This is a genomic window from Rhizobacter sp. P2_H3, assembly GCF_056403355.1.
The window spans coordinates 13,101-36,720 of the sequence record NZ_JBFUFQ010000024.1 but is presented as its reverse complement, the minus strand read 5'-3'; the positions used below and the strand labels follow the sequence as shown (position 1 = coordinate 36,720).

18 protein-coding genes are annotated in these 23,620 nt (G+C 68.3%); 12 read left to right on the top strand and 6 right to left on the bottom strand.

Translation table 11 applies throughout. From position 1 onward, the window contains the following. Positions 1 to 32: 32 nt before the first annotated feature. The 8 genes from AC1D1T_RS07465 to AC1D1T_RS07430 all read left to right on the top strand — a co-directional run bounded on the left by AC1D1T_RS07465 (position 33) and on the right by AC1D1T_RS07430 (position 9,520). Complete coding sequence (locus tag AC1D1T_RS07465) at positions 33 to 1,058, top strand: DNA glycosylase AlkZ-like family protein (RefSeq protein WP_477991707.1); 1,026 nt, start codon at positions 33 to 35, stop codon at positions 1,056 to 1,058. A 183-nt stretch (positions 1,059 to 1,241) separates the two neighbouring features. Beyond that, positions 1,242 to 2,876, top strand: coding sequence for a methyl-accepting chemotaxis protein (locus tag AC1D1T_RS07460; protein ID WP_477991706.1), 1,635 nt, complete (start codon positions 1,242 to 1,244; stop codon positions 2,874 to 2,876). Positions 2,877 to 2,894: 18 nt separating this feature from the next. Next, entirely contained in the window at positions 2,895 to 3,368 is a 474-nt protein-coding gene (locus AC1D1T_RS07455) for a chemotaxis protein CheW (protein WP_477825751.1), read from the top strand. After that, complete coding sequence (locus AC1D1T_RS07450) at positions 3,368 to 4,612, top strand: CheR family methyltransferase (RefSeq protein WP_477991705.1); 1,245 nt, start codon at positions 3,368 to 3,370, stop codon at positions 4,610 to 4,612. Before AC1D1T_RS07455 ends, AC1D1T_RS07450 begins: the two co-directional genes overlap by 1 nt. A gap of 1 nt (position 4,613) precedes the next feature. Then, the gene (locus AC1D1T_RS07445) at positions 4,614 to 5,222 is read left to right on the top strand and encodes a chemotaxis protein CheW (RefSeq protein ID WP_477991704.1); all 609 of its coding nucleotides are present in this window, start codon (positions 4,614 to 4,616) and stop codon (positions 5,220 to 5,222) included. Next, positions 5,219 to 7,456 carry a hybrid sensor histidine kinase/response regulator gene (locus AC1D1T_RS07440; protein ID WP_477825754.1) on the top strand — a complete coding sequence of 746 codons (2,238 nt, stop codon included), beginning with the start codon at positions 5,219 to 5,221 and terminating at the stop codon, positions 7,454 to 7,456. The genes AC1D1T_RS07445 and AC1D1T_RS07440 overlap by 4 nt, the downstream gene beginning before the upstream one ends. Next, positions 7,453 to 8,502, top strand: coding sequence for a chemotaxis response regulator protein-glutamate methylesterase (locus AC1D1T_RS07435; RefSeq protein WP_477825755.1), 1,050 nt, complete (start codon positions 7,453 to 7,455; stop codon positions 8,500 to 8,502). Before AC1D1T_RS07440 ends, AC1D1T_RS07435 begins: the two co-directional genes overlap by 4 nt. Beyond that, on the top strand, positions 8,489 to 9,520 hold the full coding sequence (locus AC1D1T_RS07430; protein ID WP_477991703.1) for a diguanylate cyclase domain-containing protein: 1,032 nt from the start codon (positions 8,489 to 8,491) through the stop codon (positions 9,518 to 9,520). Before AC1D1T_RS07435 ends, AC1D1T_RS07430 begins: the two co-directional genes overlap by 14 nt. Before the next feature lie 23 nt (positions 9,521 to 9,543). Here the strand turns inward: AC1D1T_RS07430 and AC1D1T_RS07425 are convergent, their stop codons facing one another. Both AC1D1T_RS07425 and AC1D1T_RS07420 read right to left on the bottom strand, forming a co-directional pair. Beyond that, positions 9,544 to 11,757 (bottom strand): prolyl oligopeptidase family serine peptidase, encoded by a 2,214-nt coding sequence (locus AC1D1T_RS07425; protein ID WP_477991702.1) that lies wholly within the window; start codon positions 11,755 to 11,757, stop codon positions 9,544 to 9,546. Between the two features lie 73 nt (positions 11,758 to 11,830). Then, positions 11,831 to 13,108: a DUF3466 family protein gene (locus tag AC1D1T_RS07420; protein WP_477991701.1), complete on the bottom strand. Its 1,278-nt coding sequence runs from the start codon at positions 13,106 to 13,108 to the stop codon at positions 11,831 to 11,833. Positions 13,109 to 13,261: 153 nt separating this feature from the next. Here AC1D1T_RS07420 and paoA point away from each other — a divergent pair, with 153 nt between their 5' ends. From paoA to paoC, 3 genes are read left to right on the top strand one after another with little or no spacing between them, the layout of a single operon-like run. Then, positions 13,262 to 13,918 (top strand): aldehyde dehydrogenase iron-sulfur subunit PaoA, encoded by a 657-nt coding sequence (paoA, locus tag AC1D1T_RS07415; protein WP_465112011.1) that lies wholly within the window; start codon positions 13,262 to 13,264, stop codon positions 13,916 to 13,918. Beyond that, positions 13,915 to 14,868, top strand: coding sequence for an FAD binding domain-containing protein (locus tag AC1D1T_RS07410; protein WP_477991700.1), 954 nt, complete (start codon positions 13,915 to 13,917; stop codon positions 14,866 to 14,868). Before paoA ends, AC1D1T_RS07410 begins: the two co-directional genes overlap by 4 nt. Positions 14,869 to 14,883: 15 nt before the next feature. Then, positions 14,884 to 17,094, top strand: a complete 2,211-nt coding sequence (gene paoC, locus AC1D1T_RS07405) for an aldehyde oxidoreductase molybdenum-binding subunit PaoC (RefSeq protein ID WP_477827276.1) — start codon at positions 14,884 to 14,886, stop codon at positions 17,092 to 17,094. Here paoC and AC1D1T_RS07400 read toward each other — a convergent pair. The 4 genes from AC1D1T_RS07400 to AC1D1T_RS07385 form a co-directional block, all read right to left on the bottom strand. Then, positions 17,043 to 20,216: an efflux RND transporter permease subunit gene (locus AC1D1T_RS07400; RefSeq protein WP_477991699.1), complete on the bottom strand. Its 3,174-nt coding sequence runs from the start codon at positions 20,214 to 20,216 to the stop codon at positions 17,043 to 17,045. The genes paoC and AC1D1T_RS07400 overlap by 52 nt on opposite strands. After that, positions 20,213 to 21,451: an efflux RND transporter periplasmic adaptor subunit gene (locus AC1D1T_RS07395; RefSeq protein ID WP_477991698.1), complete on the bottom strand. Its 1,239-nt coding sequence runs from the start codon at positions 21,449 to 21,451 to the stop codon at positions 20,213 to 20,215. The genes AC1D1T_RS07400 and AC1D1T_RS07395 overlap by 4 nt, the downstream gene beginning before the upstream one ends. After that, positions 21,448 to 22,680, bottom strand: coding sequence for a TolC family protein (locus tag AC1D1T_RS07390; protein ID WP_477991697.1), 1,233 nt, complete (start codon positions 22,678 to 22,680; stop codon positions 21,448 to 21,450). Before AC1D1T_RS07390 ends, AC1D1T_RS07395 begins: the two co-directional genes overlap by 4 nt. A 76-nt stretch (positions 22,681 to 22,756) precedes the next feature. Beyond that, on the bottom strand, positions 22,757 to 23,140 hold the full coding sequence (locus AC1D1T_RS07385) for a hypothetical protein (protein ID WP_477827192.1): 384 nt from the start codon (positions 23,138 to 23,140) through the stop codon (positions 22,757 to 22,759). A gap of 45 nt (positions 23,141 to 23,185) precedes the next feature. Between AC1D1T_RS07385 and AC1D1T_RS07380 the strand changes: the two genes are divergently transcribed. Continuing rightward, positions 23,186 to 23,602 carry a hypothetical protein gene (locus AC1D1T_RS07380; RefSeq protein WP_477991696.1) on the top strand — a complete coding sequence of 139 codons (417 nt, stop codon included), beginning with the start codon at positions 23,186 to 23,188 and terminating at the stop codon, positions 23,600 to 23,602. Positions 23,603 to 23,620: the final 18 nt, after the last annotated feature.

The window sequence follows — 23,620 nt, the reverse complement described above, 5'->3', positions numbered from 1 at the left end:
CACACGGAGAGCCGCGGTGGACAATGACAGGCATGCACACACTGCGGCCTCTCGAGCTGACACGGCAGCAGATCCTGGGCCATCGACGAGACGCCAACGGGCTCGCCATGCGGCTGTCACCCGGCGCGGCATCGGTGCGGCGCGCAGCGTTCGCCGGCCTCCAGGACAGCGTGCCGCGAGCAGCGGTCCTGTCGCTGCATGCCCGGGTTGCAGGCACGACGCCCGAAGCCTGGGCGGATTCGTCCCTTGTCCAGCTCTGGGGTCCCCGGTTCAGCGCCTACGCCGTCGCGGCCGAAGATCGAGCCGTCTTCTCGCTCGGCAGGCTGCCGGCCGGCGGTGCGCAGCGGCGCAGGGCCGAGGATCTCGCCGATCGCCTGCACCAATGGCTCGACGGACGGGCGATGCCTTACGCCGAGGCAGGACAAGGGATGAACGTCGCTCCCAACTCGCTGCGCTATGCGGCAGCGACCGGTACCGTCCTGATTCGCTGGGACGGTGCCAAGCGGCCGACCGTCCGGACCGTCGAGCGGCCCGCGATGGACCCGGCGCAGGCACAACTCGAGCTTGCACGCCGGCACCTGCACGTCTTTGGTCCCGCTACGGCTGAGGGCTTCGCCGCGTGGGCCGGGATCTCGAAGGTCGCCGCACTGGCGGCGCACAAGGCACTCGCGCCAGACCTCGTCGCCGTGCGGACGCCGGCCGGCGACGCCTGGATCCTGGCGGAGCAGGAGGCCGGGTTTCGGGCGATCGCCGGGCCGGTCGAAGGCGTGCGGCTCCTGCCCAGCGGGGACGCGTACTTCCTCCTCCAGGGCGCGGATCGCGAGCTGCTGGTTCCCGAGGCGGACCGTCGCGCTGCACTGTGGACGTCCCGCGTCTGGCCCGGCGCCATCATGCTCGACGGCGAACTTGTCGGTACGTGGCGCCGCGCCGGCCGCGACGTCACGGTCCAGCCGTGGCAGCGGATGTCGTCCGAAGATCGCGATGCGGTCACAGCCGAAGCGGAATCGCTGCCGCTACCCGGCGCCGCGAATTCGACACGCGTTCACTGGATCGCCTGAATATGCAGCGAGAGCGAGAGCGCCAGCTCGAACGCTCGCTTGACGCCCGAGAGCGCGAAGATTTGGCCCTATGTGCGGCGGCGCATGGAAAAGGCGTTGGATAGGGCGTATGGTCCGTTGCTTTACGTCGACCTGTCCGCTGTGGCCGGGTGAGGCGCAAATCATGGTGAGGGACCGAACTTCATGGCCAACTGGACCATACGGCACCGCATTCTCGCCAGCTTCGCCGCCGTGCTGGCGCTGATGATCGTCATGGGCGCCGTCGCCTACGCCTGCCTCGCGCACGTCGCACAGGACGCGACCACCCTTCAGAAGGAGGCCCTGCCCGGCATGTTGCACAGCGGTCAGTTGATGGCCGCCTGGCAAGAGAACTACACGTTGACCCAGGAGCATGTGCTCGAGACGGAAGAATCCGAGGCCCGGAAGGTCGAATCAAAGCTGCGGGCCAACCGTGCCAGGCTGGAGAACCTGACCAGGAGCTACGAGGGCACCATCTTCACGGCCGGGGATCGCGAGAACTACGACGCGTTCAAGAGCCTTCACGCCGCCGATGCCTACCTGCGCACGCAGGAGGACATCCTGAAGCTGAGCGCGGCCAACAAGAACGACCAGGCCCGGGCGCTGCTGCACAGCCAGCTCGACCCGCAGTTCGAAAAGATCCGCGCCGCCGTGCAATCCATCGTCGACTACAACATGACGGATGCCGAGGAGTCAGGCCGGCAGATCATGAGATCGGTCGCCACAGCCAACATGGCCATCGTGGTCAGTCTCGCTGCGGCCCTGTTGCTGGGGCTGGCGCTCGGCCATGTGCTGCTGCAATCGATCACCCGGCCGCTGGGCCGGTTGCTCACCGCCGCCGACGCGATCAGCACCGGTGACCTGACTCAGCGGATGAACCTGGAGCGGCGCGACGAGTTCGGCACGCTGGCGCAGGGTTTCAACCGGATGACGGAGCAACTGACGGTCTTGTTTGGCCAGGTCCAGCAGTCCGGCATCCAGGTCAACACCTCGGCGACCGAGATCGCCGCCACGTCCAAGGAGCAACAGGCCACCGCCAGCGAAATCGCCGCCACGACCACCGAGATCGGCGCCACTTCCAAGGAAATCTCCGCCACCTCGCGCGAGCTGGTGAAGACGATGAGCGAGGTGTCGCACGTCGCCGAGGAGACCGCCCTGCTTGCGGGCGGCGGGCAGGAAGGCCTGCAGCGCATGACCGAGACCATGCACAACGTRATGGAGGCCGTCGGGGCCATCAACGCCAAGCTCGCCGTGCTGAGCGACAAGGCCGGCAACATCAACCAGGTCGTCACCACCATCACCAAGGTGGCCGACCAGACCAACCTGCTGTCGCTGAACGCGGCCATCGAGGCCGAGAAGGCCGGCGAATACGGGCGTGGCTTCGGCGTGGTTGCCACGGAGATCCGCCGGCTCGCCGACCAGACCGCCGTCGCCACCTACGACATCGAGCAGATGGTCAAGGAGATGCAGTCCGCTGTGTCGGCCGGCGTGATGGGCATGGACAAGTTCTCCGAAGAGGTGCGCCGCGGCATGCAGGAGGTGCAGCAGGTCGGCGCGCAGCTGTCGCAGATCATCGCGCAGGTGCAGGCGCTGGCGCCGCGCTTCGAGGCCGTCAATGAAGGCGTGCAGRCGCAGGCGAGTGGCGCCGAGCAGATCAGCCAGGCGCTGACACAGTTGACCGAAGCCGCCCAGCAGACCGTCGACTCGCTGCGCCAGTCGGGGCAGGCGATCGACGGCTTGCACCAGGCCGCCGGTGGCCTTCGCAGCGGCGTCTCGCGCTTCAAACTGGTGGAGGCTTGATGAGCGAGGGCCCGCCGGATGCTATTCCTCCTCTTTCAGCTGGGCAGTGAACGCTACGCGCTCGATGCGGGTCAGGTCGTCGCCGTGCTGCCCCGGCTCGGCGTGAAGGCGATCCCCCACGCGCCGTCGTCGGTGGCCGGCCTGTGCCAATACCGCGGCGGCCCGGTGCCGGTCATCGACCTGAGCGAACTCGCGCTCGGCCGCCCGTCGGCCAACCGGCTGAGCACGCGCATCGTTCTTGTGCAATACCCCCACCCTGGCCCCGACCCCGTCGGCGGGCCGCACCTGCTCGGCCTGCTGGCCGAAAGGGCGACAGAAACGCTGCGTCGCGACCCGGAGGACTTCGTAGCGCCCGGCGTCAGCGTCGACGCGGCGTCCTATCTCGGCCGGGTGACTGCCGACGCGCGCGGGCTGATCCAGCGCATCGAGGTGCAGCGCCTGCTGCCACCGTCGCTGCGTGCGCTGTTGTTCGACGAGGCCACGGCGGCGTGATGGACACCGCCCGTTTCGAGCACTTGCTGAAGCAGACGATGGGCCTGGACGCGGCCTCCATCGGTTCGGCGTCCGTCGAGCGCGCGGTGCAGGAGCGGCTGTCGGCCTGCGGGCTGGCCGACGCACAGGCGTATTGGGAGCGGCTCAGCGGCTCGGGCACCGAATTGCAGGAACTCATCGAGGCGGTGGTCGTTCCGGAAACCTGGTTCTTCCGTGACCCGGCGTCCTTCGTGGCGCTGGCGCGCCTGGTCCGCGATGAGGGGTCGTCCCATCAGGCACAGGGCGTGCTGCGCCTGCTGAGCGTGCCGTGCTCCACGGGAGAAGAGCCCTATTCGATGGCCATGGCGCTGCTCGACGCCGGCTTCCAGGCAAGCGCGCTGCGCATCGATGCCGTCGACATCAGCAACCGTGCGCTGGCGAGAGCACAGCGTGCAGTGTTCGGCCGCAATTCGTTTCGCGGCAACGACCTGGCTTTCCGCGATCGCCATTTCGTCGCCACCGCAGGCGGCCACAGTCCGGCCGACACGGTGCGCCAGTTGGTGCAATTTCGGCACGGCAACCTGCTGGACGGCCTGGTTGCCGGAGCGGAACTCTACGACGTCATCTTTTGCCGCAACGTGTTGATCTACTTCGACCGCGCAACGCAGGACCGCGCCCTCGCGGTGCTGGGCCGGCTGCTCGCGCCGCGGGGCTGGTTGTTCGTCGGCCCGTCGGAGACGGCCCTGCTGTCGGACCACGGATTCATCTCTGCGAAGCTTCCGCTCGCGTTCGCCTTCCGCAAGGGGCCAGTGCCCGGCAGCGTCATCAAGTTGCGCGCAACCCCTGCGCCATCCAGGCCCGTCCGAGCGCCGGCGTTGGCGGCCCCGCAGTCCGCTCGGCCCCGAGCGGCGCCGCCCGCTGCCGCGCCGAGGGCGTCTGCACGGGCCGATGCGTCGACGGGCATCGACCACGCACGGCGCCTTGCCGACCAGGGTCACCTCGCCGAGGCCGCGGCGCACTGCGAAGCGCATCTGCGCGAGCACGGTCCCACGGCCGAGGCGTTCAACCTGCTCGGCCTGGTCCGGGATGCGAGCGGCAAGACGGACGATGCTGCCGACCAGTACCGCAAGGCGCTCTACCTGGACCCGAATCTCCACGAGGCGCTGACCCACCTCGCGCTGTTGCTGCAAAAGCAGGGCGACACGGCCGGCGCGCAGCGCTTGCAGCGGCGGGCCAGCCGGCTGCATCGAGGCGGCGAGGCCTGACATGCAGGCCGCGTCAATCATCGCTGTCGACCCGGCGCGTGCCGCCGCCGCGCTGGCCCTGCTGGATCGGGAAGCGCCACCCGACTACCTCGCCGATTGCACCCGCCACATGGCACACGCTCCCGAGGCACGGCGGGCCGATGCGGGCTCGGTGGTCATCTTTCGCATCGGCACGGAATGGCTGGCCTTGCCGACGCCGGTGTTCCAGGAGGTCGTCGCCTTGCCGGCGATTCATTCGCTGCCGAACCGCCGCGACGGCGTCGTGCAGGGTGTTGCCAATGTGCGCGGCGAACTGCTGGTCTGCGTCTCGCTGGRCAGCGTGCTTGACCTGGTCGGCACAGCGCAGGCGGGCGAGGCCGGGCACGCACGGCAACGCCTCGCATCACGGCGCCTGGTGGTGATCGGCCTCGACGGCCATCGCCTGGGCTTCACTGTCGATGAAATGCGCGGCGTCCAGCGCTTCGATCCGGGCACATTGCAGGCGGTGCCCACCACCGTCGCCCGCGCGACGGCGACCTATTCCAAAGCGGTCCTGACCTGGGAACAGCGCGCCGTCGGCCTTCTCGACGAACAACTGCTGTTCTACACACTTGAACGGAGCCTGGCTTGAGCAGCGAAGATCTCAGCGAGCTGTCGATGCTGGAGCTGTTCCGCATCGAAGTGGAGAACCACACGCCCTTGCTGACGGCGGGACTGCTGGCCCTGGAGCGGGACCCGGAAGCGGCCGACCAGCTCGAGGCCTGCATGCGCGCCGCCCATTCGCTCAAAGGTGCCGCCAGCATCGTCGGCCTCGGCGTCGCGGTGCGCGTGGCCCACGCGATGGAAGACTGCTTCGTCGCCGCACAGGAAGGGCAGCTGCGATTGCGCCAGAGCCACATCGACCCGCTGCTCGGCGGTGTGGATCTGCTCGCACGCCTCGCTCGAACCTCCGGGACGGACCACGCTGACGAGACTCAAGTGAAGGCCTTTGTCGAGGCGCTGACACGCGCCATGCAGGCCGATGGCGAAGACGGCCCGGCGCCGAACGAGGCTGCGCCGGCGCCGCCAAGCGACGTCCTGCCGACCCGCCAGACAGTCATGGCCGCGCGCGACACCTCGGGCCGCGTCGTGCGCGTTACCGCCGACAGCCTGAACCGATTGCTCGGCCTGGCCGGCGAATCCCTGGTGGCCGCTCGCTGGCTCAAGCCCTTCGCCACCTCGCTGCTGCGGCTCAAGCGGCTGCAGCACGAGTCCGTGCAAAGAATCGATGCCCTGCTCGACGATGGGCCGGCAGCGACCGTGGAAGAGCGATCGCGGGCCGCACTGCACGAGATCAGGCGCCGCGTACTCGAGTGCGAGCAGCTGTTGGCGCAGGGGCTGGTCGACCTGGAGCCCTTCGAGCGGCGCTCGGCCGATCTGTCGCGCCGGCTGTACGACGAAGCGGTGGCCTGTCGCATGCGGCCGTTCGCCGACGGTGTCCAGTCCACGCCGCGCATGCTGCGCGACCTCGGTCGCTCGCTCGGCAAGCAGGTCCGGCTCGACATCGTCGGTGCCGCTACGCCGGTGGACCGTGACATGCTCGAGAGGCTGGACGCACCGCTGGGCCACCTGCTGCGCAACGCGCTCGACCATGGCATCGAATCGCCCGAGCAGCGTCGCGCCGTGGGCAAGCCTGCGGAAGGCGTCGTGCAGCTCGAAGCCCGCCACAGCGCAGGGGCGCTGCAGATCACCGTGTCCGACGACGGTCGCGGCATCGCACTCGACGCGCTGCGCCGCGCCGTGGTCGAGCGCAATCACGCCAAGGCCGAGCTCGCGGCAGAGCTGTCGGAGTCCGAGCTGCTGGAGTTCCTGTTCCTGCCGGGGTTCACGCTCAGCCAGCGCGTGACTGAAGTGTCCGGGCGCGGCGTCGGGCTCGACGTCGTGCAGGACATGGTGAAACAGGTGCGCGGCAGCGTCCGCGTGTCGACGCAGGCCGGCCTCGGGACGCGCTTTCAACTGCAAGTGCCGCTCACGCTATCGGTTGTCCGCACCCTGCTCGTGCACATCGGCGGCGAGCCGTACGCCTTCCCGTTGGCACGCATCTTTCGCGCCCTGAAACTCGCTCCGCAGCAAGTCGAAGTCCTCGAGGGACGGCAGCACGTCGACGTCGACGGGCGACGCGTCGGCCTCGTCACTGCGCACCAGATCCTGCAGGCGGGCGAGCCGAAGGCAGCGGGTGGCGACTTGTCAGTCATCGTCGTCGGCGACCACGAGGACATCTACGGCCTGGTGGTGGACCGCTTCCTCGGCGAATGCGAGCTCGTGGTGCAGGCGCTCGACCCGCGCCTGGGCAAGGTCAAGGACATCAGCGCCGGTGCGCTGATGGAGGATGGATCGCCGGTGCTCATCATCGACATCGATGACATGATGCGTTCGGTCCAGAAGCTCATCGCGTCAGGCCACCTGAGCCAGGCGTCACCGGGCGCCAACGCAGCCGACACCAAGAGGCGCAAGCGCGTGCTGGTGGTCGACGATTCGCTGACGGTGCGGGAGCTCGAACGCAAGCTGTTTGCGCAGCACGGCTACGACGTCGAGGTCGCCGTCGACGGCATGGACGGCTGGAACGCCGTGCGCACCGGTCACTTCGACCTGCTGGTGACCGACATCGACATGCCACGAATGGATGGCATCGAGCTGGTGACGCTGGTCAAGAAGGATCCGAACCTGAAGTCGCTGCCGGTGATGATCATGTCGTACAAGGATCGCGCCGACGATCGCCGGCGCGGGCTGGAGGCCGGGGCCGACCACTACCTGACCAAGGGCAGCTTTCACGACGAGACGCTGTTGCAGGCGGCCACCGACCTGATCGGCGAGGCCGTCGCATGAAGATCGCGATCGTCAACGACATGGCCATGGCGGTGGAGGCCTTGCGGCGCGTGCTGGCGCTGCGGCCGGAACACCGCATCATCTGGGTCGCCGAGAACGGCGCGCAGGCGGTGCAGCGCTGCGCCGAGTTGCGGCCCGACCTCGTGCTCATGGACCTGCTGATGCCGGTGATGGACGGCGTCGAAGCCACGCGCCGAATCATGGCCGAGACACCGTGCGCCATCCTGCTCGTCACCGCCAACATGGGTATCAACACCGCTCGCATCTTCGATGCGATGGGCCACGGTGCACTCGATGTCGTCGATACGCCGGCGCTGGTCGGCAGTGACCTCCGTGCGGGCGCCGCGCCCCTGCTGGCCAAGATCGAGATCATCGGCAAGCTGATCGGCGACAGCGTCCCGGTCAGCGCCATGGTCGCCCGGGCTGCTTCGGCGAAGCGCGGGACCCGTCCACAGCCATTGGTCGCGATCGGCGCATCCGCGGGTGGGCCGGCGGCGCTGGCCACGCTGCTGCGCGGTCTGCCGGCGGACTTCCCTGCCGCCGTGGTCATCGTCCAACATGTGGACGAGCAGTTCGCCGCCGGCATGGCGGAGTGGCTCGGACAGCATTCGGTGCTGCCGGTTCAGGTCGCCCGGGAGGGTGATCGGCCGACCCGCGGCGCGGTGCTGCTCGCCGCCACCAATGACCATCTGCGGCTTGTGACGAGTGAGCGACTTGCGTACACGCCCATCCCGCAGGAGTATGTCTACCGCCCGTCGGTCGACGTGTTCTTCCACAGTGCGTGTGCCCTGTGGCCGGGCGACGTCGTCGGCGTGCTGCTGACCGGCATGGGGCGCGACGGCGCGCTCGGTTTGAAGGCATTGCGCGACCAGGGGCACCACACCATCGCGCAGGACCGGGCGAGTTGCGCCGTCTATGGCATGCCGAGGGCCGCTGCAGCGCTGGACGCCGCGGTGGATGTCCTGCCCATCGACGCGATCGCGCCTCGATTGCGCGCTGCGCTTTCCATCAAACCAGAACCAGGGGGTCATGATGGTCAACCTTGAAACGAAGAACCTCGATGCGCCGACGCCATTCGCGGCGAAGGACTACCCCGTCATGGTGCTGTTGGTCGACGACCAGGCGATGGTCGGAGAGGCCGTGCGCCGCACGCTGCTGAACCAGCCGGGCATCGATTTCCACTATTGCTCCGATCCGGCGAAGGCGATCGCGGTGGCCGAGCAGATCCGGCCGACGGTGATCCTGCAGGACCTGGTCATGCCCGGCATCGACGGTTTGACGCTGGTTCGCCGATACCGCGCGAATCCGGCCACCAGCGAGATTCCGATCGTGGTGCTGTCGACCACCGAAGACCCGGCCGTGAAGGGCGATGCGTTCGCAGCCGGCGCCAACGACTATCTCGTCAAGCTGCCGAGCCAGATCGAGCTGGTCGCGCGCATCCGCTACCACTCCAAGTCGTACTCGAACCAGTTGCAGCGCGACGAAGCATACCGGGCCCTGCGCGAGAGCCAGCAACAACTGACGGAGACCAACATCGAGCTGGAGCGGTTGACCCACTTGGATGGACTCACCGAGATCTGCAACAGGCGCTATTTCAACGAACACATCCAACTGGAATGGAGCCGGTCATTGCGCGACCAAAGCCCGCTTTCCGTGTTGATGATTGATATCGACGACTTCAAGCTGTACAACGACACCTACGGCCACCTGGGTGGAGACGAGGCCTTGAAGCAGGTGGCAAGCACCTTGCAGCTGAATGCCAACCGGTCGACCGATCTGGTCGCCCGTTACGGTGGTGAGGAGTTCGCACTGATCATGACGACCACACCGCTGACCGGAGCAAGCTTCATGGCTGAAAAACTTCGCGGGGCAGTGCGGGACCTTCAACTGGTGCATGGCGGTTCGACGGTGGCCCGGCACCTTACCGTGAGCGTCGGCGGCGCCTCGACGATCCCGCAACGCGGCGGCTCATCTCTTCAGCTCATCGAAGCCGCGGACATGGCTCTCTACGAAGCCAAGCGATCCGGGAAAGACCGCGAGGTGATGCATGAGTACCGGCGTTGACGGACCCAGGCGCCCCAACACCTTCAGTCACCTGTCAGGCGTCGGCGACCCGATCTACATCGGCGGCGCGGCCGCCACCCAGGAAGCCCCGCGCGCCAGAACACGAAGGCCCACATGTCGGCATGGAGCGCATCGTCCTGCGACTTCGTGTTTCCGAAACCGTGCCCGCTTTCCGCGTCGATTCGCAGCAGCACGGGGCGTACCGATCCCGACGCCTGCAACGCAGCGGCAAACTTCGCCGGTTCCCACGGGGAGACGCGTGGATCATTCAACCCGGAAGTGATCAGCACCGCGGGATACTGGACACCGGGGCGCACGTGCTGGATCGAGTCCATCGCGTAGAGGTTCCTGAAACCACTCTCCGTCTCGATGGTTCCGAACTCCGGAATGTTCAGCGGCCCGACCGGCTGGAACTCCTGCCGCAGCGTGTTCACACCTGGAACGATGGCGATCACCCCGGCGAACAGATCGGGTCGTTCGGTGAGTGCACGCCCCAACGTGATGCCGCCGGCGGACCCTCCGAAGGCAAACAGCTTGTCCCTCGTCGTGTAGCCGCGTGCAATGAGATCTTCAGCGCAGGCAATCAGGTCGCGCCAGGAGTTGGGCTTGCTCGCGTCCTTTCCAGCGAGGCGCCATGCCTCGCCCAACTCGCCACCACCGCGGACGTGACAGTACGCGTAAGCGCCGCCGGCCTCAAGGAAGCTGGCCGTGCGAAAGCTGAAGTTGGCCAGCTGCGAAATCCCGTAGGCGCCGTACGCCTGGATGACGACAACCTGCGGGCCCTTGATGTCCCTGCGGTGGATCAGCGTCTCCGGGATGCTCACGCCGTCGTGCCCTTTGGCGTCCAGGTCGTGGACCGTGTAGCGGCTGGAGTCGTAAGGCGGCGTCACACCGAGCTTCAGATCGGCAAAGGATTTTCTCGTCGGATCGTATGAGAGGGTCGATGGCGGGACGACAAAGCTCTGCACATTGAGCGTTATTCCCATCTGGCGCGCATCGGCAAACGCCTCGAGAACCAATCCCTTGAAGGGGAGCGCGACCTCCTCGATTCCCCCCGAGGCATGCGGGAGGCGCAACAGCACGGAATAGGCGCGATGGCGCGCCAGCACATACAGGGCATCCGCCGCCACATGGATTGATTCGATGACACGGTTCTCCTGCGCAGGCACCAGCACCTTGGCCGCCGACAGCGGCTGGCCCGCCTTGACACCCAGCACCTGGAACGTCGGCGCATTCTTGTGCGACAGCAGATACAGCGTATCGCCGGCCGCCTTCACCGCCGTGATGTCGTCCGTGCGCGCAGCCAGCGGCTCCCACGCGAGCTTCTCGTCGTTCAACCTCGATGCGGGCGCTGTCCACAATGCCAGTTCGCTCTGCGTGCCGTTCAGCGAAGACGCTATCGCCAGGGACGACGTCGGCCAGATGTCGAGCACGGGGGTTTCGTCAGCAGAGAGTGAAGGCCCGCGACCTGCGGTCGAACCCAGAATCCTGATCGGCTCGGATTTCATGTTCCAGGAGTCAACCGTGGTGTTGCGGTATTTTTCAGACGCGTCTTCGCCGACGGCAGGTTGCTTCAGCCGAGTCACATAGAGGCGTTGGGAATCGGAGCTCCAGGCGGCGAAGCCCGGGTCTGCGCGATCGAGCGGACCGGCCACCAGCCTCCCGGTCGCGGTGTCGTGGACGAAGATCGATGACGCCTCGGATCCGCCTTGTGAAAGTCCGGCGGCGACGCGCGAGCCATCTGGAGAGACGACGAAATAGTCAATCGCGTAGGGCGCGCCACCCGTGGATGCGCGCAGTGCTTCGAGATCAAYGATCTTGCGCTTGCCGGCGTCGTCGTTCACGACGAGATCGAAGACATCGGACCCCGGCGCACGTTCCTCGTAGAAGGCTCGTCCGCCGCGAGCAACGTAGCCTTTCGTCAGCCCGAAGCTGGCCGTGAAAGCCGCGATCCTTGCTTCAAGCGCGGCACGCTGCGGAATGGCCGAAAGGACGGCGTGCGCATGCGTCCCTTGCGATCGGATCCATTCCACGGTCAATGGATCCATGGATTCCATGTAGCGATAGTTGTCCGTCACCGGCGTACCCCACAGCACCTCGGTCACGGGCTTCACGGGCGCCAGGGTCGCACGCGTTGACCCGCCCACCGCGGCGAGCGGTTCGCTCGACGTCGGGACCTGCGTCGTACAGGCGGCTCCCATCAGTGCGATCCAGGCGGCGAATGCGGTGGTTCTCATGTGTTTGTCCCATGATCGGCAGGCTTCGAACTGTCGACGGCAAGGTGGTTGCCGCGAGCAGGTAGGTCGATGTTCAGGCGTGCTCTTTCAGTATCCGACGCCAGGCCACGACACCCAACCCGCACAACATCAGCAGCACGGTGGCCGGCTCCGGCACGGGCGAGATCAGGTAGGCGCGCCCGTTGTCGCCGTTGGCCACGAACTGCCCGAGGTCGTTGATGCCGGTCACGTTGACGAACAACCAATCGCGCACCCCGGCCGCCAGATTGTTGAACGACAGCGTGTTCACGTCCACCAATCCGTAGCCGTTGGCGCCGGTGATGAAGGCGTGGTCCATCATGTTGACGGTCCAGAAGTAGCTGCCGCCCACCTGTCCCGAGTTGTTGATCGACAGCCCGCGGCTGGTCAGCTGCCAGGCGCCGCCCATCTCGAACTCGCCCATGTCATGGATGTTCAGCCTGCGGCCGATGCCATCCGGCCCGGCGACGAAGGCCGATGCGTCGGTGTAGTAGTCGGCCTCGGTCGTGCCCACGGTCTGGCCGTTGTCGTTGATGCCGGCGGCCTTCGACGTGTGGTACGGGCTCGTCGGATCCGAACCGGCGATCGTGATCGGTGCCATCACGCCGTAGGGAGCGCCATCCTGGGTGTTCGTCATGAAGCCGCGGGTGGTCCCGAAATTGAACGAATCCTCGCGGCCGCCCGCCACCGTGGAGACACCGGCCACCTTGCCGGACTGGTTGATGCCGGTGCCGATGGAATTGGCGCCGCCCAGCGTGCCGAGCTCCACGACGGCCGCGCCGCCCGCCTGCGTCACGAAGGCACGCTGCGTGCCCGCCGCCGTGGCGTACGAGCCGGTCACTTGCCCGCTGTTGTTGATGCCGTTGCCGAAGCTGTGCGTTCCGGGCGTCGCGAGCGCCTGCGGCGCGATGCTGCCGTCGGCCCGATAGACGAAGGCGCGAGGGCTGCCCACGGCAGGGTTCTCATCTTCGTTGCCGGGTGCTGTGGCCGAAGTGCCCACCACCCAGCCGTTGTCGCTGATGCCGGTCGCCTTGCTCCAGTTGCCGCTGGCCAAGGTCGGGATCGCCGCCAGGCCCGTGCCGTTCACGCCCGTCACGAAGGCCTGGTAGTTGCCGTAGACGGAATTGCCGGCGTACAGCTGCCCGAGGTCGTAGCCGTAGCCGACCACCTGGCCGCTGTTGTTGATGCCGGTGGCATACGAGTGCTGCCACATGCCACCCAGCGTGCCGAGGTCGGTGACGCTGTACTCCAGGGCGTGAGATGACAAGGCCGCACTGGACAGGCATGCGCCGGTGGCGACAGCGCCCAGCAGCCGCGCGAATCGATGCTTCATGAGGCTCTCCCGAAGGTGGCGCGGCGACGACCGCCGCCAGGCTTTGTAGTCCGGATCGGGAGCACGGTGCATCAAAGTCTGGATCTCGCACCGGGCATCCCGCTTGCCCGCATCTCCGAACGACCCCCACCCACCGCAGCAGGAGGCCACGAGATGGGCAGTTCTGACGAGATCGCAATTTCACGCCGCGACGTGCTGATCGTGGGCGCCGCGTCGGCGGCCGCGGTCAGCGCGCCGGTCCACGGCGCGCCAGCCGCCGATGCACCCGCGCCGCAGGCGAACCCCGCCACCTCGGTGCCGAGTTCGAGCGTCACGCTCGAGGTCAACGGCACGCCACACACGCTGGCGCTCGACAACCGCACCAGCCTGCTCGACACGCTGCGCGAGCATCTGCACCTGACCGGCACCAAGAAGGGATGCGATCACGGCCAGTGCGGCGCCTGCACCGTGCTGGTCGACGGCGAGCGCATCAACTCGTGCCTGACGCTGGCGGTCATGCACCAGGGCGCCAAGGTCACCACGATCGAGGGGCTGGGCACGCCCACCCAGCTGCATCCGCTGCAGGCCGCCTTCATCAAGCACGACGGCTACCAATGCGGCTACTGCACGCCCGGACAGATCTGCTCGGCGGTCGGCGCACTCGACGAGCTGCGCCGCGGCGTGCCGAGCCACGTGAGTGCCAGCCTGTCCGAGCGGCCGCTGTTGTCGGCCGAGGAGTTGCGCGAACGGATGAGCGGCAATATTTGCCGGTGCGGCGCGTACTCCAACATCGTCGAGGCGATCTCCGAGGTCGCGGGGGTGCGCACATGAACCCCTTCACCTATGAGCGCGCCACCGCGCCGGCCGAGGCGGCGGCCGCCGTCGAACGCCACCCCGGCGCGAAGTTCATTGCCGGCGGCACCAACCTGCTCGACCTGATGAAATTGCAGATCGAGTCGCCGGTGCACCTGGTCGACGTGAACGGCCTGGGCCTGGACAAGATCGAGCCGACCACCGACGGCGGCCTGCGCATCGGCGCGCTGGTGCGCAACACGGCGCTGGCCACCGACGAACGCGTGCGCCGCGACTACGGCGTGCTGTCGCGCGCCTTGCTGTCGGGTGCCTCGGGCCAGCTCCGCAACCGCGCCACCACCGCCGGCAACCTGCTGCAGCGCACCCGCTGCCCGTACTTCTACGACACCGACCAGGCCTGCAACAAGCGCCAGCCGGGCAGCGGTTGCAGCGCGATCGGCGGCTTCAGCAGATCGCTCGCGGTGGTCGGCGGCAGCGAGGCCTGCATCGCCACCCACCCGAGCGACATGGCGGTGGCGATGCGGTTGCTGGACGCCGGCATCGAAACGGTGCGGCCCGACGGGCGCACCCGGGTGATTCCGATCGCCGATTTCCACCGCCTGCCGGGCAACACGCCGCACATCGACACCACGCTGGAGCGCAACGAACTGATCACCGCGGTGACGCTGCCCCCGCCGCTCGGCGGCACGCACCTGTACCGCAAGGTGCGCGATCGGGCGTCCTACGCCTTCGCGCTGGTCTCGGTGGCCGCGGTGATCCAGCGCGACGGCGCCGGGCGCGTCGCGCTCGGCGGCGTCGCCCACAAGCCCTGGCGCGATGCCGCGGCCGACGCCGCCCTGCCGCAGGGCGCAAAGGCCGCCACCGCACGGCTGCTGGCCGACGCCAGGCCGACGAACGACAACGCATTCAAGGTGGTGCTGGCAGAGCGCACGCTCGCCGCGGTGCTGGCCCAGGCCAGAACCTCCTGACACAAGGGAAGGCTCATGAAATTCGACACCCCCGCGACCACCAATCCGATCGACCAGCTCAAGGTCGTCGGACAGCCGACGCCACGCATCGACGGCCCGTTGAAGACGACCGGTACCGCCCCCTATGCCTATGAACGCCACGACGCGGCACCCGATGCGGTGTACGGCTGCGTCGTCGGTGCCGGCATCGCCAAGGGACGGATCGCGTCGATGGACCTGCGCGCCGCGCGCGCGGCACCCGGTGTGCTGGCGATCGTCACGGCGCGCAACGCCGGCAAGCTCGGCAAGGGCTCGTTCAACACCGCCAAGTTGCTGGGCGGGCCGGACATCGACCACTACCACCAGGCGGTCGCGCTGGTGGTGGCGACAACCTTCGAGCAGGCGCGTGCCGCCGCGCAGCGGGTGCGCATCCGCTACACGCCGGCGGCAGGCAAGTACGACCTGTCCGCGGAGAAGGCCGGGGCACCGATGCCGAAGCCGACGGCGTTCGGTGGGCCTGCGCAATCCAAGGTCGGCGACTTCGATGGCGCCTATGCCGCCGCGCCGGCGCAGCTCGACGCCACGTACACCACACCCGACCAATCGCACGCGATGATGGAACCGCATGCGTCCACCGCCCTGTGGCGCGGCGACAAGCTCACCGTCTGGACCTCGAACCAGATGATTGCCTGGAGCGTCGGCGATCTCGCGAAGACGCTCGGGATCCCCAAGGACAACGTGCGCCTGGTGTCGCCGTTCATCGGCGGCGGCTTCGGCGGAAAGCTCTTCGTGCGCGCCGACGCGGTGCTGGCCGCGCTCGGCGCGCGCGCGGTGCGCCGGCCGGTGAAGGTCGCACTGCAGCGGCCGCTGATGATCAACAACACCACGCACCGGCCCGCCACCATCCAGCGCATCCGCATCGGCGCGCTGCCCGACGGCAGGATCACCGCCATCGCGCACGAGGGCTGGTCGGGCGACCTCCCCGGCGGCCAGGCGGAGACGGCCGTCAACCAGACGCGCCTGCTGTATGCCGGGGCCAATCGCCTGACCACCACGCGCCTGGCCGTGCTCGACCTGCCGGAAGGCAATGCGATGCGTGCCCCGGGCGAGGCGCCCGGCCTGATGGCCCTGGAGATCGCCATCGACGAGATGGCCGAGAAGCTCGGCATGGACCCGGTGGCGTTGCGCATCGTCAACGACACGCAGGTGGATCCGGAGAAGCCCGCTCGCCCGTATTCGCAGCGGAACCTGGTGCAGTGCCTGCGCCTGGGGGCCGAGCGCTTCGGCTGGGAACGCCGCAGCGCGCAGCCCGCGCAGCGGCGCGAGGGCCGCTGGCTGATGGGCATGGGCATGGCGGCCGGCTTTCGGAACAACCTGCTGACGAAATCCGGCGCCCGGGTGCGGATCGACCACCGCGGCATCGTGACGGTGGAGACCGACATGACCGACATCGGCACCGGCTCGTACACCATCATTGCGCAGACGGCGGCGGAGATGATGGGCGTACCGCTGGCCAGCGTGCAGGTGCGCCTCGGGGATTCGCTGCACCCGGTGTCGGCCGGCTCCGGTGGCCAGTGGGGTGGCAACAACTCGACCGCCGGTGTGTATGCGGCCTGCGTGAAGCTGCGCGAGGCGGTGGCGAAGAAGCTCGGCATGCCGGCCGCCGATGCGGTGTTCGTCGACGGGACCGTGCGCACGGCGGGGCGCAGCGTGCCGCTGGGCGAGGCGGCGGGGCCCCAGGGGCTCGCGGCCGAAGATGCCATCGAGTACGGCGACCTGGACAAGAAGTACCAGCAGTCGACGTTCGCGGCGCACTTCATCGACGTGGCCGTCGACGCGGCGACGGCCGAGACCCGGGTGCGGCGGATGCTTGCGGTGTGCGCGGCCGGGCGCATCCTGAACCCGATCTCGGCGCGCAGCCAGGTCATCGGCGCGATGACGATGGGCGTGGGTGCGGCGCTGATGGAGGAGCTCGCGGTGGACAAGCGCCGCGGCTTCTTCGTCAACCACGACCTGGCCGGCTACGAGGTGCCGGTGCACGCCGACATTCCGCACCAGGACGTGATCTTCCTGGACGAGACCGACCCGATCTCGTCACCGATGAAGGCCAAGGGGGTCGGGGAACTCGGCCTGTGCGGTGTCGGCGCGGCGATCGCGAATGCGATCTGCAACGCCACCGGCGTGCGCGTGCGCGACTACCCGATCACGCTCGACAAGCTGCTCGACCGGATGCCGCCGTTCGCGTGAGGAGCAGACCGCCGCCGGCGCAGCAGGTACCAGGCCGCCGGAATCACGAGCATGCTGAGCAGCGGCGCGGTCACCATGCCGCCCACCATCGGCGCGGCGATTCGGGTCATGACCTCGGAGCCGGTACCGCTGCCGGACAGGATGGGCAACAGGCCCGCCATGACAACGGCGACGGTCATTGCCTTCGGCCGTACACGCAGCACCGCGCCCTCGCGGACGGCCGCCAGCAGCGTTGCTTCGTTGTCCGGTTCGCCGGCAGCGATACGCCGCGCATGCGCGTTCTTCAGGTAGATGAGCATCACGACGCCGAACTCCGCTGCGACGCCTGCCAACGCGATGAACCCCACTGCCGTGGCCACGGAGACGGAATGGCCCAGCGCCCAGATGAGCCAGAAGCCCCCCACCAGCGAGAACGGCACCGCCGCCATCACGAGCGCCGCATCCGCGAACGAGCGGAACAACAGGTACAGCAACACGAAGATGACTGCGATCGTGATCGGCACGACGATCTTCAGCCGTTGCGTTGCGCGCTCCAGGTACTCGAACTGTCCGGACCATGACACGGCGTAGCCGGCCGGCATCGCCACCTTCCGGGCCACCGCAGACTGCATGTCGTTCACGACCGAGCGCAGGTCCCGGCCCCGCACGTCGACGTAGACCCAGCCCGAGAGCCGGGCGTTCTCGCTGCGCAGCATGGGAGGCCCTTCTTCGATGGCGACGCGTGCCACGTCCTGCAGCAGCACGGTGGCGCCCTTCCCGGTCACGAACGGCAACGCCCGCAAGCGCTCCAACGAGTCGCGAAGCTCGCGCGGATAGCGCACGTTCACGGGATACCTCTCACGCCCCTGGACAACCTCGCCGACGTTCTCTCCGCCGATGGCCGTCGACACCACCGCCTGCACGTCGGCCACCGACAGGCCGTGGCGCGCCGCGGCCAGGCGGTCCACCTCCACGTCGATGTACCTGCCTCCGGTCAAGCGCTCCGCCAACGCCGACGACACGCCGGGCACGCCCTTCACGGCCGCCTCGATCTGCGTCGCCAGGCCATCGATGACGGCCAGGTCCGCGCCGGCGACCTTGATGCCCACGGGACTCTTGATGCCGGTCGCCAGCATGTCGATGCGGTTGCGGATCGGGGGAACCCAGATGTTCGAGAGGCCGGGCACCTTGACCACGCGGTCGAGTTCCTCCACCAGCTTGTCCGGTGTCATGCCCGCTCGCCATTGATCGCGCGGCTTGAAGCGGATGGTGGTCTCGAACATCTCCAGCGGTGCCGGATCCGTCGCCGTGTCCGCGCGCCCCGCCTTTCCGAACACGCGCTCGACCTCCGGCACCGTCTTGATGAGCCGGTCGGTCTGCTGGAGCAGTTGCGCCGCCTTCGACACGGACAGTCCGGGCAGCGCCGACGGCATGTACAGCAGGTCGCCTTCGTCGAGCGCGGGCATGAACTCGCCTCCCAGCCGCAGCACCGGCACCGCGGTCAAGGCGAGCAGGCCCGCAGCGACCAGCAGCGTCGCCTTCGGGAAGCGCAGCACGGTGTCGAGCACCGGCCGATAGAGGGCGATGAGCAAGCGGTTCACGGGGTTGGCGGCCTCGTCCGGAATGCGGCCGCGAACCAGGTAGCCCATCAGGACCGGCACGAGCGTGACGGAGAGACCCGCGGCCGCAGCCATGGCGCAGGTCTTCGTGAACGCCAGCGGCGAGAACAGGCGCCCCTCTTGCGCCTCGAGTGCGAACACCGGGACGAACGAGAGCGCGATGACCAGCAGCGAGAAGAAGAGCGCCGGCCCCACTTCCACGCACGAGTCGACCACGAGCACCCATCGCTCGGCCACCGTCGACGCCCGGCCGTGCCGCGCTTCGAACGCCTCGATGTGCTTGGCCATGTTCTCGACCATCACCACCGAAGCGTCCGTCATCGCGCCGATGGCGACGGCAATGCCGCCCAGCGACAGGATGTTCGCGCTGACGCCCTGCCAGTGCATCGTGACGAAGGCCGCGAGGATGCCGACGGGAAGCGCGACCACGGCCACCAGGGCCGAACGCAGATGGAACAGGAAGATGGCGCACACGACGGCCACGACGATGAACTCTTCGACGAGCTTGGAACCCAGGTTCTCGACAGCCCCGTCGATGAGCTGGGAGCGATCATAGGTCTCGACCACTTCCACGCCGGCAGGCAGGCTCGGCTTGAGCGCAGCGAGCCTGGCCTTCACCGCCTCGATGGTCGTGCGCGCGTTCTTGCCGGAACGCATCACGATGACGCCACCCGCCACTTCACCTTCGCCGTCGAGTTCGGCGATGCCGCGGCGCATCTCCGGCCCGACCTGGACGGTCGCCACGTCGCGCAGGAGGACAGGCGTTGCAGTCGACACCGMCAATGGAATGGCACGGAAGTCGTCGAGGGACCTCAGGAAGCCGCGCGAGCGCACCATGTATTCGGCCTCGGCCATCTCGACGACCGAGCCGCCCGACGCCTGATTGGCGTTCTTCAGGGCGTCCGTCACCATCGCCTGGGTGACACCGAATCCCCGCATTCGATCCGGATCCAGCACCACCTGGTACTGCCTGACCATGCCGCCGAGGCTCGCCACCTCGGCCACGTCGGGGACCGTCTTCAACTCGAACTTCAGGAACCAGTCGTTCAGCGCGCGCAGCTGCCCGAGGTCGTTCCTTCCCGTCCGGTCGACGAGCGCGTACTCGTAGATCCAGCCCACGCCGGTGGCGTCGGGCCCGAGGGCCGCGGTCGCACCGGGTGGCAGCTTGCCCTGGACCTGGTTGAGGTACTCCACCACCCGTGAGCGTGCCCAGTACGCGTCGGTCCTGTCGTCGAAGAGGACGTAGACGAACGAGTCGCCGAAGAACGAGTAGCCGCGCACGGTCTTCGCCCCCGGGACACCGAGCATCGTGGTCGTCAATGGGTACGTCACCAGGTCCTCGACGACCTGCGGCGGCTTGCCCGGGTAGGTCGTCCGCACGATGACCTGCGTGTCCGAGAGATCCGGAATCGCGTCGACCGGGGTGGCCCTGACAGCCCAGACACCGGCTGCGATCAGGAACACCGTCGCCAGGAGCACCAGGAATCTGTTCCCGACCGACCAGCGGATGAGTGCGGCAATCACTTCGCACCCCCCGGCGCGCTCATGCTGCCCGTGACCGAACGCAGCCGAGCCTCGGAGTCGATGAGGAACTGGCCGCTGGCCACGACCTGCTCACCTTCCGTGAGCCCCTGCGTGACCTCGATGTCGTCGCCCACCTCGAGGCCGAGGACGACGTCGCGGCTCTCGAAGGAGCCGTTCTCCCTGCGCACCAGGACGATGGCGCGCCTGCCGGTGCGGATGACGGCCTCCGACGGCACCACCAGCCGAGACGAGCCGGGGCCGATGACCTGCAGGCGCAGCAGCATCCCCGGCGTCAGCTTTGCGTCCTTGTTGTCGACCTCGAAGCGAGCCTGCAGCGTGCGCGTGCTCGAGCTCACCTGCGGCAGGATTTCCTTCAGCTCGCCTTCGAATGCGAGCGAGGCATCGGCTTGCAGAACCGCCTTGACCTTCTGGCCGCGTGCCAGGCGGATCGCCTGGGCCTCGGGCACCTCTGCAACGGCCCACACCTTCTCGAGGCCGTCGATCCGGAACAGCGTCGTGCCCGGAGCAACGGCCGCGCCTTCACGCACCCCGAGCTCTGCGATGACGCCGCTGACCGGTGCGCTGAGCGGGAAGCGTGCTTGCGCCGTCCCTGCCGATTCGCTCTGGCGGATGAGCCCGTCGGGGATGGACATGGCGCGCATGCGTTCTCGAGCGGCGTTCACGAGGTCTTCCGACACGCCGGCGCGCTTCAGCGCGAGCCATTCGTTCTGCGGCCCGAGCCACTCGGGGGCGAACACGGTCGCCAGCACCTGGCCCTGGCGGACCCGCTCCATGGGCGCACGCACGGCAAGATGCTCGATGAAGCCGGCCACGCGCGTCTGGACGGCCACGGCGAGGCGCTCGTCGAACTGCACCGTACCGACGGCATCGAACGACGACGACACCGGGGCCTTCCGCGCTGTCGCGACCCGGATGCCGAGGTTCTGCTGCACCGTCGGACTGACCTTGACGCCGGAGTCGCCGGCCTCGTCGGCGTAGACAGGCACGAGCTGCATGTCCATGAACGGTGACTTGCCGGGCTGGTCGAACCGTTGGCCCGGGACCATGGGATCGTGCCAGTACAGCACCTTCCGTCCCTCGGGACTGGAAGCGGCCGGGGCGGCGCCCATCGGCATGTCCGCAGCACCGCTCGTGTGCCGGCCGGCGTAGAAGCCGGCGGCGGCGAGGACTGCTGCGCCCAGCACCGACAGCGCAATGGCTTGAGCACGCTTCATCGAGCGCCTCCGTTGACGAGGGGTTTGTAAGCCAGCTGCGCCTGGGTCTTCGCGAGCTCGCGCTGCAGCGAGAGCAGCTTTCGCCGGGCCTCGACCTCCATGTGGCGTGCCTCGAACAGCAACGCCAGCGTCACCTGGTTCGAGCGGTATCCGGCCAGCGCGGCAGCGGTGCGTTGCTGTGCCGCAAGCACGACCGACGATTGGTAGCGTTGAACGCGCTCGGTCAGGCGCTGGGCGTCGCCGGCCAAGCCGCGGTACTCGGCTTGAGCGGCGCGTGTCGCCTCCGCGAGATGGGCCTCGGCCTTCTCGATCAAGGCCAGTCTTGCAGCGGTCTCGCGGTCCTGGCGTTCAGCGGGCGCCACCGGCAAGGGGATGCTCACGCCGAAGGACACCATGTCGGCATAGCCGGTGCGCTGGGCGTAGGAGACCTCCCAGGACCAGTTCGGCCCGCGGTTGCTGGCGGCGACGGCAGCGTCCTGTCGAGCCAGCTCCACGTCGCGTTGCGCCAGCAGGACCGTCGGGTGGGCTTCGATGAAGGCTCGCTCGTCGACAGCGGCCGGTTCCACCGGAACCGCGAGCTCGTCCACCGGGATGCCGACCCAGCGCTCGAGGGACACGCGTGCGGCGCCCTGCTGCTGCCTCGCCTGCGCCGACTCGTCCTCGGCCATGCCCTGAGCGCCGGTCGAGGCCAGCACCTCCTGGCTGCTGCCGGCGGACGAGGACAGCCGCCCCTTGGCGGCCTCCAACTCTTCGTGGACGTGGTGCTCCGACAGCGTCGTGAGCTTGAGCGCCTCGCCGCAGAAATAGGCGTCGAGGTAGGCGAGCACCGTCTGCAGGCGAACCTCGGCCGCCGTGGCCTGGGCCGAAACGAGCTCCCGGCCGATCGTGGCGTCGGCCGCAGCCTGGCGTGCAGCGCGCTTCTCGGCCGACACCCACTCCTGGCCGATGCCGATGCGCTTCATGGTCATCGAGTCGCGGGTCGTGCCGAGGCGGTCTGCACCCGTCACGGGGAGGTTGTCGACGCCGGCGCGCAGCGTCGGGTCGGGAAGCTGACCCGCTGCGCGGGCCGTTTCCGAAGCACTGGCGACGCCGGCACGTGCCGACCGAACGGCTTCGGAGCGCTGCAGGGCCAGGTCGAGCGCCTGGGTGAGCGTCAGAGGTGCCGCGGCGGCCAGGGCCGGCAGCAGGGCCGCGGCCAAGGCGGCCGCGCGCAGGGGATGGGTGAACATGGGAACTCCGAAAGCAAACGGGCTGTTTGCTGGCGAACGGGCAAGCCGCACCAGCGCCGGTCAGTTGACGGAGGGGTCAGACGCGAAGCCTGAGCGTGGACAGGAAGAGGGGGTCGGGCGGAGGACGGGTCTGCGCAGTGGCGGCCATCGGCAATGCGATGGCCTCTGCGGCATCGAGCACCACGGGCAACTCGAGCACCTGGACGACAACCGGCAGCGTCGCTGCGGGAAGCTTGACGGCTTCGAACGACTGGGCCGTGCCCGCGGCGTGCTGGTGGCACAGCACGGGTTGCTCCCGGTCCATGCCTTCGCACGGCTGACCCGCGGCCATCATCGCAGCCATCGCTTCGGCGTCGCCCTGTCCCGGGCAGGCGTAGCTCGCCAACGCAAGCTGTGAAAACAGCAGCGAGAGCACCACGAAGAGCGTGGTCGTCAGGCGGAGGGCGGAACGGCGTGCCATGGGCAGCCGGAGTGTAGCGCCCGCATACTTCCAGGCTGAAGACCCATGTTCACCTTCCTGARGACCACCCCCTGGGCCTACCCCACGCTCGAGGTCGCGCACATCGTCGGCATCGCGCTGCTGCTGGGCAACCTGATCGCGCTCGAGGTGCGCGTGTTCGGCCGCGCCGCCGCCCTGCCCGTCCCCGCGCTGGCCCGGCTGTCGCTCACGCTGGCGCTCGCCGGCTTCTCGCTCGCGGCCGCGAGCGGCTTGCTGATGTTCGCCACGCAGCCCGACGAACTGCTCGGCAACCGCGCCTTCGTCGTCAAGATGGGCCTGCTGGCGCTCGCAGGGGTCAACGCCGCCGCGTTCCATCTGCGCGGCTCGCTGCGCAAACTCGACTCGGCGGCACGGCTACAGATGCTGGTGTCCACTGGCCTCTGGCTCGCCGTGGTGGTCTGCGGCCGCTGGATCGCCTATTGACCACCGCCCGCTTCGTTC